We start from the raw sequence: 16,748 nt of genomic DNA, 5'->3' as shown, positions 1-16,748 counted from the left end.
AGATGCCACGGCCCGAACTGGCGCTGGTCGACGGGTTCGAACGGGCGTTGATTAATCATCGGTTGCATATGGTATACCAGCCCAAGGTTCGGTTGCGCGACGGCGCGCTGATCCGCGTCGAGGCCCTAGTGCGCTGGGAAGACGCGGAATTCGGAACAGTCCCACCATCGCGCTTCGTGCCCCTGGCGGAGAAATACGGCCTGATCGAGGAACTGACCCAATGGGGCCTTCGCACTACGCTTCGGCAATGGCTCAAATGGCGCGAACAGGGGATCGACACCTGCCTCGCCTTCAACATCTCCGCGCTGAGCCTCGAACAGCTTGATTTTCCCGACCTCGTCGAACGCATGTGCCGCGCGCTCGACGTACCCACCGACCGGCTGGTGATCGAGCTGACCGAAGGCGCGACCTTGCCGCTGATCAAGCTGATGGACACGCTGACCCGCTTCCGGATCAAGGGCATTGGTCTCGCCATCGACGACTTCGGCACCGGCTATTCATCGCTGATGCAGCTTCGCCAGCTGCCCTTCACCGAGGTCAAGATCGACCGCTTCTTCGTCAGCGACGCAGTTACTTCATCGGATTCGCGCCTGATCGTTAAGGCGATCATCGACCTGGCGCAGGGCTTGGGGCTGACAGCGACCGCCGAAGGCGTCGAGACGGTGGAGCAACTGCGCCTGTTGCATGAACTCGGCTGCGACGTCGCCCAGGGCTATTTGATCTCGCATCCGCTCGAACCAAACTCGCTGCAAGATTGGAAGCTGGATTTCAGGGCGCGCTGGCCGGCATTGATCGACGACGAGGATCTCGAGCTATGGAGCCACGTCGAATCGGATCCCTTGAGCCAGCGGTAGGTCGGCGCCATAGTTAATCGTGTTGGTCGATCGCCGCATGTAGGCGCGCCAGCTGTCCGACCCGCTTTCGCGACCGCCCCCAGTTTCTTTTTCACCGCCGAACGCGCCGCCGATCTCTGCCCCCGACGGTCCGATATTGACGTTGGCGATGCCGCAGTCTGAGCCCGCCGCCGAAATGAACCGCTCGGCTTCGCGCAAATCGGTGGCGAAAATCGACGATGACAAGCCCTGCGTCACCGCATTGTTCAGCGCAATCGCCTCGTCGAGATCGGCATAGCGCAACACGTAGAGGATCGGCGCAAACGTCTCTTGCATTACCGTCCCTGCCTGCACTGTCACTGCAACGATTGCCGGGCGCACATAGAATCCGCCGGGAACCGCTTCGACCTGCTCGATGGCGTCGCCGAGCACCTTGGCCATGCCGTCGAACGCCGCCTCGTCGATCAATGGGCCGATGAGCGTTTCCGCGTCGCGCGGATCGCCAATCGCTGCCCGGGCGAACAGCTTCCTCAACCGCGCCACCAGCTCGTCGGCGATGCTTTCGTGGACGATCAGCCGTCGCAGCGACGTGCAGCGCTGCCCCGCGGTCCCCGCCGCCGAAAACAGGATCGCCCGCTCGGCCAAATCGAGGTCCGCGCTCGGCGTGACAACCATCGCATTGTTGCCGCCCAGCTCGAGAAGAACGCGTCCGAAGCGTCGTGCTACGCGCCGGCCCACGCTGCGTCCCATCGCCGTCGATCCCGTTGCCGAGACCAAGGCAATACGCTGATCGTCGACCAACGCTTCGCCGACATCCCGGCCGCCTTGCACCAGCTCTAGTAACCCTTCAGGTGCGTCGCCGAACCGCAGTATCGCGCGCTTCGCCAGCGCCATCACCGCAGCCGCCGTCAATGGCGTCTTCTCGCTCGGTTTCCAGACTACTGGATCGCCGCATACTAGCGCCAACGCCGCGTTCCATGCCCACACCGCGACCGGGAAATTGAAGGCGCTGATCACCAGCACGGGTCCCAGCGGGTGCCATTGCTCGATCATTCGGTGGTTGGCACGTTCGCTGGCGATCGTCAGCCCATACAGCTGGCGCGACAGGCCAACGGCAAAGTCGCAGATGTCGATCATCTCCTGGACCTCGCCGAGGCCTTCCTGGACGATTTTTCCTGTTTCGAGCGTCACCAGCCGGGCGAGCGGCTCCTTGGCGGCGCGCAATTCCTCACCGAGCAAGCGCACCAGTTCGCCGCGGCGCGGCGCCGGGACATTGCGCCATTCGATAAACGCGGTGGTTACTCGCGCCACAGCGGCACCGGGATCGCCCGGCGCCACCCGACCGATCGGCTGCCCATCGATCGGCGAGAAAGCGACCAACTCGCCCGAACTGCCGTCGACGCCAAGCTGCTCAAGGATGTTCGCCGTTTCCTCTGCCGGGGTCATGCCAATATCTCCTTCGCCCGGGTCATCGCGGCAACACCTGCGTCGATAGTTTCGTCGCGCTTGGCGAAGCACAAGCGAACTAGATGGCGCGGCGGATCGGTTTCCGCGAACGGCGACAGCGGCACGACCGCGACCCCTGCCCGCTCCACCGCGCCCGCGGCGAAAGCTTCGTCATCCAGCGCCACACCGGAGGCCGCAAGATCGACGCACTGGAAATAGGTCGAGGCGCTGTCGAGCACGTCAAAACCGGCAGCCTTCAACCCTGTCGCCATGCGATCGCGAGCCCGCGCAAAGCGTTTGCGCATTGGTTCGATCCATGCATCGCCTTCATTCAGTCCGAAAGCGACCGCAGCCTGCAGATTGGGCGCCGTGGCGAAGGTCAGGAATTGGTGCGCGCGCGCGGCAACGCTGGCCATTTCCGGCTGTGCCACCATCCAGCCGACCTTCCAGCCGGTCAGCGAAAATATCTTGCCGGCCGAGCCGATCTTGATCGTGCGCTCCGCCATGCCCGGTAGCGACGCCAACGGCGTGAATGTCTGGCCGTCGAGCAGGATGTGCTCCCACACTTCGTCGCTGATGACGGTGAGGTCGTGCTCCCGCGCCACCGCCGCGACCGTGTCCAGCTCGCTTGCATCGCACAAACGTCCGGTCGGGTTGTGGGGATTGTTGAGGATGATAATTCTGGTTTTGGCCGTGACCATGGCGTGCAGCTGCGCATGATCGATGCGCCACTCCGGCGGCTTCAGGGCGACTTCGCGCACCACGCCCCCGGCCCGCCGGATCATCGGCGCATAGCTGTCGTAGGCCGGAGTGAAGATGATCACTTCGTCACCCGGGCTGACCGAGGCCAGGATCGCCGCGCCCAGCGCTTCGGTCGCGCCGCTGGTCACGCAGACGTGGCCGGCGTCGAGCGATAGCCCGTGATGGCGGTTGTAATGGGCCGCCACCGCGTCGCGCAGCTGCGGCAGGCCGCGCGACGGTGCATATTGGTTTGACCCTTCCTTCACAGCCCGGGCGGCGCAATCGAGAATTTCATCCGGCCAGCCGAAATCGGGAAAACCCTGGCCAAGATTGATTGCCTGATGTTGGGCCGCAAGCCCCGACATGCGCTCGAAAACACTGGTCGCCATATGCTCGTAAAGCGGGTTCAAGCGATCACCTTTCTGTCTCGTTCATCGGCTGCCATAGCCCGCGTCTCGAGCTCCTGCGAGTGCACTGCCGGATCGGGCAGTTCTTACGCAGGGACTTGTCGTGCGGGGCCTCAACGGCCTAGCGAGAGGTGAATGACGCGCACCGACGACATTCCCGCGATGCTTGACCAGCTTTGTGAGATTTACGATGCTTCGCGAGCGGCGCTGCGTGAGGCACTGGCGGCATATGTCAGCACGGGCACCCGCCCCGATCCCGCCGCACGCGCCCAAGGATGCTTCGCTTACCCCGAACTGATCGTTGACTATGAACCCGGCGCCGAACCACCGGCACCGGCGCGGGCGTTTGCGCGATTGAACCAGCCCGGCACCTATACCACCAGCATTGCCCGCCCCGCATTGATGAGGGAATATCTTCGGATCCAGCTCCAGCATCTGGTGCACGATTATGGCGTCAACATCTCGGTCGGCCATTCAGCGAGCGAAATTCCCTACCCTTATGTCCTCGACGGCGCCGAGATCGAGCTTGGCGAAATCGGCGCGTCCGAGCTCTCGCGTTGGTTTCCATCGAGCGAGCTGGTCCACATCGGCGACGAAATCGCCGACGGCGCCTGGGACATGGCGCGAAGCGCGGCGCGGCCGCTGGCGCTGTTCGATGGGCCCCGCACCGATTTCAGCCTGGCACGGTTGCGGCACTACACCGGCACCGCCCCCGAGCATTTTCAACACTTCGTGCTGTTCACTAACTATGCGCGCTACGTCGATGAATTCGTCGCCTTTGCGCTCGCCGAGCTTCGGCGGCCGGGCAGCGCGTACACGGCGTTGTCGGTACCCGGCGGACTTTTTGAAGCAGGCGAATTGGCCGGCGCCGAAGCGGCGATCGCCGCTGGCGACTGGCGCCGCCGCCAGATGCCAGCCTATCATCTGATGGCCGAGGGCAACACCGGCATCACTCTCGTCAACATCGGCGTCGGCCCGTCCAACGCCAAGACGATCTGCGACCATATCGCGGTCTTGCGCACCGAAGTCTGGTTGATGATCGGCCATTGCGGCGGCCTGCGACCTAGCCAGGTGATCGGGGACTATGTGCTGGCACATGCGTATCTTCGCGATGACCATTTGCTCGACGACGTGTTGCCGGTCGAAATTCCGCTGCCGGCGATTGCCGAAGTGCAGCAAGCCCTGTTTGACGCCGCCATCAGCGTCACCGGCGAAGATGAGGACAGCCTCAAGAAACGACTCCGCACCGGCACCGTGGTTACCACCGACGACCGCAATTGGGAGCTGCGCTACACCTTGTCGGCGCGCCGCTTCAACCAGAGCCGAGCGGTGGCAATCGACATGGAATCGGCGACCGTTGCCGCCCAGGGCTATCGCTTCCGGGTGCCTTACGGGACATTGCTATGCGTCTCCGACAAGCCGCTCCACGGGGAGATCAAGTTGCCGGGCCAGGCCAACGCTTTTTACGACCGGGCAATCAGCCAGCATCTGCGCATCGGCATCGAAGCACTACTCTTGTTGAAGCGCGAGGGCGATGCGCTCCACAGCCGCAAATTGCGCAGCTTCGACGAGCCTCCGTTCCGCTAATCAACGTACGGCGGCGCGAGATTTTTGATCCGGCCAAGTGGCGCAGTCCGTGGCGCGATCTCAAGATAGGCCGACGTCGCATCGATATCGATGCCATGTCGGTGATTGCAATAATCCGGTCCCCAGGTCGGCTACGGGCATCATTGGAGAAGAAGAGGCCTTCGGTTGGCAGTAACATCGCCGGATGGCCGGGCGTGTTTGTGCTGCTATCCGCCGGCTGGATGGCCGATCATAGCCTATTGTTTCGATAGAATTTTTAAGTGCTGGCTGGGGCGGCAGGATTCGAACCTGCGAATGCCGATACCAAAAACCGGTGCCTTACCACTTGGCGACGCCCCAGCACTAACCCCGCGATCGGCGCGGGGGGAGGAGGCGCGCTTATAGCCTCCGGGCTTGGCATGGAAAGAGGGCCGGACGACCATCCGTTGACCTGCCTGGCCGTTCGTCGATTGACGATTGCCGCCGACTGGCAACTCGCTAGCTTCGAGTGATGCAAGGCGGCCCGCTGGCCGGCCTGGAGGGGACAATCATGAGCAAGCTATCATATCTGTTGCTGTTGGGCGCTGCCGTCGGGACATCGGCGCAAGCACAAGCCTCCACCCAGGCAGGCGCTCCGGCCGGCCCGCATTATGCGCCGTCAGGGTTCGACCTTTCCGCGATCGACCACTCAACCAAGGCCGGCAACGACTTCTTCCAATTTGTCAATGGCAGCTATCTCGCTCGATCGACCATTCCCGCCGACCGGCCGACGGTCTCGCGCCGTTTCGAAATGACCGACCGGATGGAAGGCCAACTCCACGAGCTATTCCAGGACGTGGCCCGGGGCGTAGCCATCGAGCCTACCGACAATCGCGGCAAGGCCGGCGCTTTTTACACCGCGTTCATGGACGAGGCCGGGATCGAGCAATTGGGTTCAACAGCCATCGCGCCCGAACTTACCGCCATCCGCGCGGCCCCCAGCCGCTCAGAACTGGCGGCGTTGATGGGCCAGTCGGCGTACGGCTTCTATCCCGCGCTCGTTGCCCCCTACATCGACAGCGATCAAAAGGCGCCCGACCGCTACGCCATCTATCTCAACCAGTCGGGACTCGGCCTGCCCGACCGCGATTATTATCTCCAGCCCGAGTTTGCGCCGCAGCGTCAGGCCTATGCCGCTTATGCCACGCAACTCTTGTCGCTGCTTGGCTGGGACGATCCGGCCGGGGCCGCAAACCGGCTAATCGCCTTCGAAACCGAGGTAGCGCGGGATAGTTGGGACAAGGCCAAGCTGCGCGACCCAACCATCCAATACAACCCGCAGTCGCCGGCCGAGCTTGCCGCCCGCGCGCCCGGCCTCGACTGGACCGCCTATTTGGCGGCGGCCAAGCTTGGCGGGCACGACCGGCTAATCGTTGGCCAGCCCGACGCTTTCACCAAGCTCGCCGCGACCTTTAGCGCAACGCCGCTCGACACTTTGAAAGCGTGGATGGCATTCCGGGTCGCCGACCAGGCCGCGTCATATCTGTCCAAGCCGTTCGCCGAAGCTCATTTCGGGTTCCGCGGCAAAGTGCTGCTAGGCCAGGCCGAGGACCGCGCGCGCTGGAAACGGGCGATGCTGGCGGTCGCCGGCGGCGATTGCGGGGCCGATCCGACCAGCTGCTTTGGCACCTTCAATTGGGGCGTTGGCCAGATCTATGCCGAGCGCTACTTCCCACCGGCCACCAAGCAGCACATCGAAGCGCTCGTCGGCGACGTCAAGAACGCCTTTCACGAACGGCTCAAGCGGCTCGACTGGATGGGTGCTGCGACCAAGGCGGAGGCGCTCAAGAAACTCGATACCTACACTATCAAGGTCGGCTATCCCGACAAATGGCGCGATTATTCAAACCTCGTCATCCGCAGCGACGATCTGGTCGGCAACGTCCGGCGCGCCGCCGCCGCCGACTGGCAATTCTATGTCGACCGCAGCACCGGGCCAGGCGACAAGGGCGACTGGGGCATGACCCCGCAGACCAACGATGCTTACAACGGATCGCTTCGCGATATCGTCTTCCCAGCCGGAATCCTGCAGGCGCCGATGTTCGATGCCGACGCCGATCCGGCCTATAATTATGGGGCGATCGGCGGTGTTATCGGCCATGAATTGACCCATGGTTTTGATGACCAGGGCCGGTCGATCGATGCCTCGGGCGCCTTGCGCGACTGGTGGACTCCAGCCGACGCCGCCGAGTTCAAGCGCCGCGCTGCGGTTCTCGGCGCGCAATATTCGAAGTTCGAGCCGGTGCCGGGAGTGCACATCAAGCCCGACCTGACAATGGGCGAAAATATCGCCGACCTCGGCGGGCTAACGATGGGCCTCGATGCCTATCACGCCTCGCTGCACGGCGACAAAGCACCGGTCATCGACGGCTTCACTGGCGACCAGCGGGTGTTTCTTGGCTGGGCCCAGGCATGGGCAGGCAAGATGACTCCGGAAGCCATTCGCAACCTCACCACCAGCGATCCGCACAGCTATCGCAAGTATCGGGTCAATGGCGTCGTCCACAACCTCGACGCCTGGTACGCGGCCTTCGGCGTCAAGCCCGGCGACGCGCTCTACATCCCGCCGGACAAACGAGCGCGGATTTGGTAAGGGGCGGCGATGACCGAACCGTCGATCCGCGATTTTCACGCCCACATCTATTTTGATGCAACCGAGGTCGATCGCGCTCGCGCCTTGGGCGAAGCGGCGCGCGAGCGGTTTGGCGTGCCGGTCGGCCATTTTCATCTCGAGCCGGTCGGACCGCATCCGCGCGGCAGCTGCCAGATAACCATCGCGCCAGGGCAATTCGGCGATTTCGCGCAATGGATGACGCTCAATCGCAAAGCCCTGACGATTTTCGCCCACGCCACCACCGGCGACGATCGCGCCGACCACACCGAACACGTCATCTGGTTCGGCCCGAGCGAGCCGCTCAATCTGTCGATCTTCGACTAACGCCGCTCAACGGTTCGCAATGCGCCCGTTGACGGTGTCGTCATAATCCTTGGCCAGCTGACGCGACAGGTCGCCGACTTCAAAATTCCACGGGCCCGCCGAGCCAACAAAAGTCACTTCGGCTGCGCTGCCGGTGAGGAACATCTGCTCGAAGCTTTCGAGCTCGTCGGGCCAGATGTCGCGCTCGACGACGGTCACTCCCCGATTGCGCGCGAGATCCATCACCGTTCGCCGGGTGATGCCGTCCAGGAAGCAATCCGGGATCGCGGTGTGCAATTCGCCATCGCGGACGAAAAAGGCGTTGGCGCCGGTCGCTTCAGCTACTTGTCCGCGCCAATCGAACATCAACGCATCTTCATAACCACGGCTTTCCGCCTGCTGCCGCGACAAGGTCGCGATCATGTACAGGCCGGCCGCCTTCGAATGCACCGGCGCGGTGTAAGGCGCCGGACGGCGGTAGCGCGCGATGTCGAGCCGGATGCCTTTCTCGGCAAGCTTGGGATCGAAATATTTGCCCCATTCCCACGCCGCGATCGCCATGTGCGGCTTGGTCCCTTGCGCCGAAACGCCCATCTGTTCGGACCCACGCCAGGCGACCGGCCGCATGTAGGCATCGACCAATTTGTTGGCCTTCAAGACTTCCCGGCAGGCGGCATTGATTTCGACGACGCTCCACGGAATCTCAAAGCCCAAAATGTTCGCGCTCTTGTGCAGCCGTTGGCTGTGCTCGTGGAGTTTGAAGATCTCGCCATTATAGGCGCGCTGGCCCTCGAACACCGATGACGCATAATGCATCGCATGCGTGAGGATGTGGATGTTGGCTTCGCGCCACGGAACCAACTTGCCGTCGAACCAGATCCATCCGTCGCGGTCGTCAAAAGTGCGCTGCTCGGCCATCAATTCGTCCCTGTTACGATCGGCGCCTAAGGCAGTGACGTCGCGACGGCAACCTTGTCACTCCGCGCCGCTTCGGCGAGCTCCCCACCGCGCCGCGCGGCGGCCGTGATCGCGGCGCCAATCAGGGCATCGAAAACATCGTCCTGGTCGAGCACCGCAAGGCCAGCTTCGGTGGTGCCATTGGGGCTGGCAACCCGGCGAGCGATGGCGGCCATGCCTTCACCGTTCGCCGCCGCCAGCCAGCCGGTTCCGAACACCGTTTCGAGCGCCACCGTCGCGGCGATGTCGGGGTCGAGTCCGCGCTGCACCCCGGCCTTGGCCAGCGCGGCAATAAACCGTGCGACATAGGCGGGGCCGGCGCCAGCGACCGCGCCAATCGCGGCCAATTCGGCCTCGCTCGCGGTCCATGCAACCATCCCGAGGACGGTGAACAATTGCTTCAGCTGCTGCCGAAGCGCGTCGTCGGCATCGGCGCTGTACAGACCGATCACGCCGCGGCGGACCGCGACCGGCAGATTGGGCATCGCCCGCACGATTGCCGCTGCTCCCGGGAACCGGCTGCGCAGGCTCGCCACTTCAACGCCGGCGAGGATTGAGACAATCACCGTTTGCGCCGATAACCGCGAAGCGAGTTGCGGAGCGATCTCGTCCAATTTCTGCGGCTTGAAACCCAGAATGACGACCTTTGGTGGCCGCCCCGCCTCGCCGACCGACTGGACCGTCCGAACGCCTTCGACCAGCTTGCCGCTCGGCCGGATCGCGACTGCCTGCGACAGCTCGACTCCCGCCGATCGCCAGCCCTCGACCATCGCCCCGGCCATGTTGCCGCAGCCAACAAACCAGGTTGATCCTGGCAGAAGGTCAACGCTCACGCTTCACCATGCGTATCGATGAGCGCGGCGGCGATCGCCTCGCCCGGGGATTTGCCGCCCCACAGCACGAACTGGAACACCGGGTAGAAGCGCTCGCACTCCTCCATCGCGGCTTCGGCGATGGCCTCCGCCTGCTCGAGGCTCAGTCCTTCGCTCTCGCGCGCATCGAGGATCGTCGCGTGGCGGAACACGATCAGGCCAGAGCCCGACCACATCTCGAAATGGCCGAGCCACAATTGCTCGTTGATCAGGCCCAGCACCTCGTAGATCGCGGCGCGTTTCTCGACCGCGACCTTGATGTCGGGGAAAGCGAGGAATTGCAGCACCTGGTCTTCGGGTCGCCACACGCCACGCAATTCATATTGCGCCCAGCTGCCGGTCGCGGAGGCGACGATCTCGCCCTCCGCCGAGCGCTCGCAGGCCCAGCCGCGGGCGTCGAAATACTGCTCGAGCACCTCGATCGGAGCCCCATCGTCGCGCTCGTCGCGCTCTTCCTGGTCTTCGGGCTCGCTCAGAGTTTCGCCTCCGGCTTGGGCTTTGTCACGCGAGCTTTGGCAGGCCCGCCTGCCTTCGCTTCCAGCGCCACGATCCGCGCCTTCAAGGCGTCATTCTCGTCGCGCGCCGCCGCGGCCATGGCCTTGACCGCTTCGAATTCATCGCGGCCGACGAAATCGACCCCGCCGACCCACTCGCGCATTTTCTCGCGCATCGAGGATTCGGCCTCGCGGCCGACGCCGGCCATGGTTCCGGCGACGCCGTTGACCATCTTGACCAAGTCGTCGAACATCTTGTTCTCGGATTGCATCTTCGTCTCTCCCTTCACCCGATAAGCGACGCGCCAGCTCCCGGGTTCAACGTGTAAAACGCGGTGTTCAGCGTCGCCGCGAAGCACAGCCACGCCAGATAGGGGGTCATCAGCCCGCCCGCCAGTGGACGAATCCGGAAGAATTGCCCGCCGGCCGACGCGGCGAGTGCCAACATGACGAAAATCACGACCGCCGCCAACCGGATGTCGTGGGCAGCAAAAAAGATCGGCGACCAGGCGAAATTGAGCGCCAGCTGGACATAGAACAGCACCAGCGCGGTCCGGCGCCGGTCCGACGGCGGCTCGGCGAGGATCATCGCCAGCGCCAGCCCGAGCAAGATGTAGAGGAAGGTCCATGCCACCCCGAACACCCAGCCAGGCGGCATGTAAAATGGCTTCGCCAGCCCATCGAACCAGGGATTGCCGAAGCCGCTGTTCGACAACCATCCGCTGGCCGATCCGGCGAGGACGATCGCCGGCACGGTGACCAGCGCGAATTGAGCCCAGCTTCGCTTCGTAATGTCCTCAACCATCCTTCACTGCTCCCAACAGAAATTCGACATTGCCCTCGGGCCCGGTGATCGGGCTTTGGGTGACCCCCATTACGCGCCAGCCCTGCGAAGCGACCCATTCGGACGCCGCATCGCACACCCGGCTGTGGACTTCGGGGTCACGGACCACCCCGCCCTTGCCCACCTCATCGCGACCAGCCTCGAATTGCGGCTTGACCAGCGCCACCAGTTTCGCGCCTGGCCTAGCCAGCCCCAACGCCGGCCCCAGCACCTTCGCCAGCCCGATGAAGCTCGCGTCGCACACGACGATATCGACCGGTTCGGGCACGATTTCGGCGGTCAGATAGCGCGCATTCGTTTGCTCGTGAACAACGACCCGCGGGTCCTGCCGCAGTTTCCACGCCAGCTGGTTGGTGCCGACATCGACAGCATAAACCTTGGTCGCCCCACGGCACAGCAGCACGTCGGTAAAGCCCCCGGTCGACGATCCGACATCCAGCGCCACCGCCCCCGCCACATCGAAGCCGAAATGGGTCAGCCCATGATCGAGCTTGACCCCGCCCCGCGACACCCACGGATGTTCGCGCCTCTTGACCACCAGCGGCGCATCCTCGGCTAGCAAATCGCCCGCTTTGGCGATCCGCCGGTCACCCGAAAACACCGCTCCCGCCAGGATCAGCGCCTGGGCCTTGGTCCGGCTCTCCGCGAGGTCCCGCGCCACGAGCAATTGGTCGGCCCGAACTTTGGTCATTCCGCATGCGATCTAAGGATTATGTCACCGCCTGGAGGCTGCGCATTGGCTCCTCGGCCTCCATGGGCTTGAGACCAAGCTTGGCGAACATCGCGGCGTCGACCCCGCCGCCGGCATTGGCCGTGGTCAGCAATTTCTCGCCGGTGAAGATCGAATTCGCTCCGGCGAGGAAGCACAAAGCCTGGGTCGGCTCGCTCATGCTTTCGCGGCCTGCGGACAGGCGCACCATCGATTGCGGCATAGTGATCCGCGCCACCGCCACCGTACGGACGAACTCGATGTCGTCGATCATTTTCTCGCCGTTCCACATGTCGCCCAGCACCGTCCCCTTGATCGGCACCAGCGCATTGATCGGCACGCTTTCGGGATGGCGCGGCAGCGTCGCCAGCGCGTGAATGAAGCCGACCCGATCCTCGCGGGTCTCGCCCATCCCGACGATCCCGCCGCAGCACACGGCCATCCCGGCGCCGCGCACTTCCTCCAGGGTGTCGAGCCGCTCCTGGAACGTCCGCGTAGTGATGATATCGCCATAATGTTCGGGCGAAGTGTCAATGTTGTGGTTGTAATAATCGAGGCCGGCGTCTTTCAGCGCCCGCGCCTGGTTGCCGGTCAGCATGCCCAAGGTCATGCACGTCTCCAGCCCCATCGCCTTGACGCCGGCGACCATCGCGCAGACCGCGTCCATGTCGCGGTCCTTGGCCTCGCGCCACGCCGCGCCCATGCAGAACCGCTGCGAGCCCGCCGCTTTGGCCTCGGCCGCGGACGCCAGCACCGCGTCGACGTCCATCAATTTTTCGGCCTTCAGGCCGGTGTTGGCGTGCACTGATTGCGAGCAGTAACCGCAATCCTCGGGGCAGCCCCCGGTCTTGATCGACAGCAAGGTGCACAGCTGCACTTCGCCGGGCGCATGATTTGCCCGATGCACCTCCGCCGCGCGCAAAACGAGCTCAGTAAACGGCAGGTCGAAAAGCTCCGCGATCTCGGCGCGGATCCAGTTGGTGCGACTCATTGCGGGCAACCCGTCAAGCGGGACGAAAACGTCAAATTCATGATCTTCCACGTCCCATTGTCGCGAACCAGGTCAAAGTGGTCGAATCCGCAATTGCTGACCTTTCCATCAACCCGGACAACGAAGGGCGCCCAAACCATGGCTGCATCACCGTCAATTTCGATCGCCGGGTCGCTGATGGTTTCCGAAAACCGGCTGTCGGGTTTCACGCGCTGCGCGAACTCCGACCAGCTTTGCTGGCGCAAACCGCTTCCGCTTGCCCGCTCGCCCGTCGCGGTAACCCGTCCGTCCGCAAAGACCAGGCGGAGCATGCCGGTAGAATCCCCCATCTCAAAAGCAGCGAACAGCTTCTGTATGGGGACCAAAACATTGGCCGTTTCGAAATCGGGCGCCAGAATTGGTTGAGCCGGCGGGAGTCGACCTGAGGCGACTTGCGCGGCGAGCGCCAAGGACAAAATCATCATCTTGCTTCCTACATCCTGAACACGCCGAACTGGGCGCGTTCGGGGATCGGGGCGTTGAGGCAGGCGGCGAAGGCCAAGCCTAGCACGTCCCTTGTCTGGGCGGGGTCGATGATGCCGTCATCCCACAGGCGCGAGGTCGCGTGCCACGGGTTGCCCTGCGCCTCATAATCGTCGCGGATCGGCTGCTTGAACGCTTCGGCCTGCTTTGCCGTCCATTTGTCGGCGTCGCGGTGGACGGTGGCGAGGACGCTCGCCGCCTGCTCGCCGCCCATCACGCTGATCCGGCTGTTGGGCCAGCTGAACAGGAAGCGTGGGCTATAAGCCCGGCCAGCCATGCCGTAATTGCCAGCGCCGAAGCTGCCGCCGATCAGCACGGTAATCTTGGGCACTTGCGCGGTCGCCACTGCGGTGACCAGCTTGGCGCCGTGCTTGGCGATGCCTTCGGCCTCATATTTGCCGCCGACCATGAAGCCCGAGATATTCTGCAGGAACAGCAAGGGGATGCGACGCTGGCAGGCGAGCTCGATGAAGTGCGCGCCCTTGACCGCGCTTTCGGAGAACAGGACGCCATTGTTGGCGAGGATCGCCACCGGCATCCCCCAGATGTGCGCGAATCCACACACCAATGTGCTGCCGTAGAGCGCCTTGAACTCGTGCAGCTCCGACCCGTCGACGATCCGCGCGATCAGCTCGCGCACGTCATAGGGCTCGCGCACATCCGCCGGGATCAGGCCGTATAATTCCTCCGCATCGTGCAGCGGTGGCCGCGGCTCGCGCAGCTCGACCCGCGCGCCGTCTTCCGCCCCGAGCGTCGAGACAATATCCCGTACGATGGTCAGCGCATGCTCGTCATTCTCGGCGAGGTGATCGACCACGCCCGATTTGCGCGCGTGGAGGTCGCCGCCGCCAAGGTCTTCGGCCGAAATCTCTTCCCCGGTCGCCGACTTCACCAGCGGCGGTCCGGCAAGGAAGATCGTCCCCTGATTGCGGACGATGATGCTCTCGTCGCTCATCGCTGGGACATAGGCGCCACCGGCGGTGCAGCTGCCCATGACGCAGGCGATCTGGGCGATGCCCTTCGACGACATCTGCGCCTGATTGTAGAAAATCCGCCCGAAATGGTCGCGGTCGGGGAATACCTCGGCCTGGTGCGGCAAATTGGCCCCGCCCGAGTCCACCAGATAGACGCACGGCAGGCGGTTGGCCTCGGCGATCTCCTGCGCGCGCAGATGCTTCTTTACCGTCAGCGGGTAGTAAGTGCCGCCCTTTACCGTCGCATCGTTGGCGACGATCATCACTTGCCGACCGGAAACACGGCCGATGCCGGCGATCATCCCGGCGCCGGGGACCTCGCCGTCGTACAAATCGAACGCCGCCAACTGGCCGATCTCGAGAAACGGCGAGCTCGGATCGAGCAGCCGCTCGACGCGCTCCCGGGGCAGCAATTTGCCGCGCGACATGTGCCGTTCACGCGATTTCTCGGTCCCGCCAAGCGCCGCCTGCGCGACGTCCTTGCGCAGCTGCTCGGCCAGCGCGCGATTATGTTTCGCGCGGGCCTTGAACTCCGAATTGTCGGTGGAAACCTTGGTGTCGATCCGAGGGCCGCTCATCGACCGATCTCAAACATCGCATAGCTCGGCCCGCTCGGCGTCTGCTCGCCGATGCCGACCACGATCGCGTCGTTGAGCCACGCATAGCGTTGGTCGCCGCATTCAAATTTCGCCACGATCTGCACCGAATAATCCTGCCGTTCGAGCTGCTCGCCCGTGCGAAAGCGCCGCATCGTCGCTTCATCGGCGAGAAATCGGCCCTGATAAGCAAGGGCGAGATTGGCGCCGTCGTCGCTGCGCAGCGGGAGGCGAACGTCTATGTCGAAGCCACCGGCCCGCGTGGTCAGCCAGTCGCTGCCGCCAGGCAGCACCTCGCCTGACAGCCGCTCGCCGTCAAACCGGCCGCCGGTGACCGTCGCGATAGCGCGATGGCCTGCGGGCGTCGCACCGATAGCGAGTATGCCGGTGAAATCGACGTCGAGGCTGAGCGTCGTCAAATGGCGGTTGGGCAGGCTGTCCATCGCTGCCGCGCTAGCATGGCGCCACGCCGCCGCAAAGATTGCGGCCGTGGGACCAAGCGCCGCTATTGCGGCCGCTCCGCGCGCGCCTTCAGATACGCATACAGCCCATCACGCTCGTGCGGCGTCAAATGCGCGAAGCGGGTTTGCGCGACCTTGACCATTAGGGGTTTGATCTTACGGCCGCCCTTGGCAATTCCCTGCGTGATCAGGCGTTCGAACTCGTCGCGCGAATAAGCACCGGCGATGACCAGGTCCGGCGTGTCACCTTTTTTCCCCTCGAGCTTAGGCCCATGGCATTCGGCGCAGGTCACCGAGGTCATGTAGCGGCCGAGCGCGAGCTGCAAACCTGCATCGAATGGGAGCACCACTTTGAGTTCGCGCACCAATTGGGCGGCGGGCTTGTACACACCGGCGGCGATGTCCTTTTTGTCCTGCGCGCTAAAGGCGGGCGGCGGCGTTGGTTTTCCCGATGGCGGCAGCGTCCGCAAGTAAGTGATCAGTGCCGCCATGTCCGGGGCGCTCAGGTGCTGGAAAATCTCCGACGGCATGATCCACAGGGAATGGCGGTCGGGATGCTCGCCAGCGCGCAGCAATTTCTCCAGGGCCGCGTCGCTGTAATGCGGCACAACCAGCGTCAGATTGGACGCGTAGACCGGCCCATATTGGGGATCATCCTCGGTAAAGTTGCGCCCGGTCAGATCCTTGCCATGACAGCCGCTGCAGCCGAGCACTCGCGTCAGTCGCTCCCCATGAGTGATGCGGGCCGCCGCATCCGTTCCGTCCGTGCCATCGAACGCGATCGGCGTCGGTTCCTCACCTGCGGGCTGATCGGTTTTCGGTGAACCGCACGCGGTCATTGCGAGCAGCACACCAAACAGCCAGCATCGCATGCCCGGTTCCCCTCGACCAGAGAGCCTAGTGCGAACACACCGGATTGGCGACTCTCAAACCCCGATCAGCTCCCTCCCGATCAGCATCCGGCGTATTTCGTTGGTACCGGCGCCGATGTCGAGCAATTTGGCGTCGCGGAAATAGCGTTCAACCGGCCAGTCCTTGGTGTAGCCGGCGCCGCCCAGCGCCTGGATCGCCTCGCCCGCGACCTTGACCGCATTCTCGCTCGCCAGCAGGATCGCCCCGGCGGCGTCGAACCGGGTCGCCCGCCCCGCGTCACACGCCTTGGCCACCTGGTAGACGTACGCCCGCGATGAATTGAGCGCGACGTACATGTCGGCGACCTTGGCCTGCATCAGCTGGAAGCTGCCGATCGGTTTGCCGAACTGCTTGCGCTCGCGAACATAGGGCAGGACGACGTCGAGGCACGCCTGCATGATGCCGATCTGGATCCCAGCCAGCACCGTGCGCTCATAATCGAGCCCGCTCATCAGCACCGCGGCGCC

Annotated in this window: 18 protein-coding genes and 1 tRNA gene; 4 read left to right on the top strand and 15 right to left on the bottom strand. The window is 63.9% G+C overall.

Annotated features, from left to right (window positions below; all coding sequences use genetic code 11):
- The first annotated feature begins 2 nt into the window (after window positions 1–2).
- Entirely contained in the window at window positions 3–854 is an 852-nt protein-coding gene (locus RMO25_RS03480; protein WP_309661217.1) for an EAL domain-containing protein, read from the top strand.
- On the opposite strand, the gene RMO25_RS03475 is transcribed toward RMO25_RS03480, so the two are convergent.
- Window positions 813–2,279 (bottom strand): aldehyde dehydrogenase family protein, encoded by a 1,467-nt coding sequence (locus RMO25_RS03475; protein WP_309661216.1) that lies wholly within the window; start codon window positions 2,277–2,279, stop codon window positions 813–815. The genes RMO25_RS03480 and RMO25_RS03475 overlap by 42 nt on opposite strands.
- Window positions 2,276–3,430 (bottom strand): aminotransferase, encoded by a 1,155-nt coding sequence (locus RMO25_RS03470; protein ID WP_309661215.1) that lies wholly within the window; start codon window positions 3,428–3,430, stop codon window positions 2,276–2,278. The genes RMO25_RS03475 and RMO25_RS03470 overlap by 4 nt, the downstream gene beginning before the upstream one ends.
- Window positions 3,431–3,562: 132 nt before the next feature.
- Between RMO25_RS03470 and RMO25_RS03465 the strand changes: the two genes are divergently transcribed.
- Entirely contained in the window at window positions 3,563–5,014 is a 1,452-nt protein-coding gene (locus tag RMO25_RS03465; protein ID WP_309661214.1) for an AMP nucleosidase, read from the top strand.
- 264 nt (window positions 5,015–5,278) lie between these two features.
- On the opposite strand, the gene RMO25_RS03460 is transcribed toward RMO25_RS03465, so the two are convergent.
- A tRNA-Gln gene (locus RMO25_RS03460) sits at window positions 5,279–5,353 on the bottom strand.
- A gap of 190 nt (window positions 5,354–5,543) precedes the next feature.
- On the opposite strand from RMO25_RS03460, the gene RMO25_RS03455 reads away from it, so the two are divergent.
- Both RMO25_RS03455 and RMO25_RS03450 read left to right on the top strand, forming a co-directional pair.
- The gene (locus tag RMO25_RS03455; protein ID WP_309661213.1) at window positions 5,544–7,625 is read left to right on the top strand and encodes a M13 family metallopeptidase; all 2,082 of its coding nucleotides are present in this window, start codon (window positions 5,544–5,546) and stop codon (window positions 7,623–7,625) included.
- Window positions 7,626–7,634: 9 nt separating this feature from the next.
- Window positions 7,635–7,970: a DOPA 4,5-dioxygenase family protein gene (locus tag RMO25_RS03450; RefSeq protein WP_309661212.1), complete on the top strand. Its 336-nt coding sequence runs from the start codon at window positions 7,635–7,637 to the stop codon at window positions 7,968–7,970.
- Window positions 7,971–7,976: 6 nt separating this feature from the next.
- On the opposite strand, the gene RMO25_RS03445 is transcribed toward RMO25_RS03450, so the two are convergent.
- The 12 genes from RMO25_RS03445 to RMO25_RS03390 all read right to left on the bottom strand — a co-directional run.
- On the bottom strand, window positions 7,977–8,867 hold the full coding sequence (locus RMO25_RS03445) for a branched-chain amino acid aminotransferase (RefSeq protein WP_309661211.1): 891 nt from the start codon (window positions 8,865–8,867) through the stop codon (window positions 7,977–7,979).
- A 26-nt stretch (window positions 8,868–8,893) separates the two neighbouring features.
- Window positions 8,894–9,739 carry a pyrroline-5-carboxylate reductase dimerization domain-containing protein gene (locus RMO25_RS03440; RefSeq protein ID WP_309661210.1) on the bottom strand — a complete coding sequence of 282 codons (846 nt, stop codon included), beginning with the start codon at window positions 9,737–9,739 and terminating at the stop codon, window positions 8,894–8,896.
- On the bottom strand, window positions 9,736–10,194 hold the full coding sequence (locus RMO25_RS03435; RefSeq protein WP_309661209.1) for a YbjN domain-containing protein: 459 nt from the start codon (window positions 10,192–10,194) through the stop codon (window positions 9,736–9,738). The genes RMO25_RS03440 and RMO25_RS03435 overlap by 4 nt, the downstream gene beginning before the upstream one ends.
- Window positions 10,195–10,250: 56 nt before the next feature.
- The gene (locus RMO25_RS03430) at window positions 10,251–10,544 is read right to left on the bottom strand and encodes an accessory factor UbiK family protein (RefSeq protein ID WP_309661208.1); all 294 of its coding nucleotides are present in this window, start codon (window positions 10,542–10,544) and stop codon (window positions 10,251–10,253) included.
- Between the two features lie 14 nt (window positions 10,545–10,558).
- Window positions 10,559–11,077, bottom strand: coding sequence for a TspO/MBR family protein (locus tag RMO25_RS03425; RefSeq protein ID WP_309661207.1), 519 nt, complete (start codon window positions 11,075–11,077; stop codon window positions 10,559–10,561).
- Window positions 11,070–11,807 (bottom strand): TlyA family RNA methyltransferase, encoded by a 738-nt coding sequence (locus tag RMO25_RS03420; RefSeq protein ID WP_309661206.1) that lies wholly within the window; start codon window positions 11,805–11,807, stop codon window positions 11,070–11,072. Before RMO25_RS03420 ends, RMO25_RS03425 begins: the two co-directional genes overlap by 8 nt.
- 19 nt (window positions 11,808–11,826) lie before the next feature.
- A complete protein-coding gene (bioB, locus tag RMO25_RS03415) occupies window positions 11,827–12,816 on the bottom strand; it encodes a biotin synthase BioB (RefSeq protein WP_309661205.1) in 990 nt (329 codons plus the stop codon).
- Window positions 12,813–13,280 (bottom strand): nuclear transport factor 2 family protein, encoded by a 468-nt coding sequence (locus tag RMO25_RS03410; protein ID WP_309661204.1) that lies wholly within the window; start codon window positions 13,278–13,280, stop codon window positions 12,813–12,815. The genes bioB and RMO25_RS03410 overlap by 4 nt, the downstream gene beginning before the upstream one ends.
- Before the next feature lie 8 nt (window positions 13,281–13,288).
- Entirely contained in the window at window positions 13,289–14,890 is a 1,602-nt protein-coding gene (locus RMO25_RS03405; RefSeq protein ID WP_309661203.1) for a carboxyl transferase domain-containing protein, read from the bottom strand.
- Window positions 14,887–15,351 (bottom strand): DUF3237 domain-containing protein, encoded by a 465-nt coding sequence (locus tag RMO25_RS03400; protein WP_309661202.1) that lies wholly within the window; start codon window positions 15,349–15,351, stop codon window positions 14,887–14,889. The genes RMO25_RS03405 and RMO25_RS03400 overlap by 4 nt, the downstream gene beginning before the upstream one ends.
- Before the next feature lie 62 nt (window positions 15,352–15,413).
- Window positions 15,414–16,241: a c-type cytochrome gene (locus RMO25_RS03395; protein ID WP_309661201.1), complete on the bottom strand. Its 828-nt coding sequence runs from the start codon at window positions 16,239–16,241 to the stop codon at window positions 15,414–15,416.
- A 54-nt stretch (window positions 16,242–16,295) separates the two neighbouring features.
- A partial coding sequence (locus RMO25_RS03390) for an acyl-CoA dehydrogenase family protein (protein WP_309661200.1) occupies window positions 16,296–16,748 on the bottom strand: 453 nt, incomplete at its 5' end.

It is taken from the genome of Sphingomonas sp., from assembly GCF_031361285.1.
GTDB lineage: Bacteria > Pseudomonadota > Alphaproteobacteria > Sphingomonadales > Sphingomonadaceae > Sphingomicrobium.
This window is presented reverse-complemented; position numbering and strand designations above follow the sequence as displayed.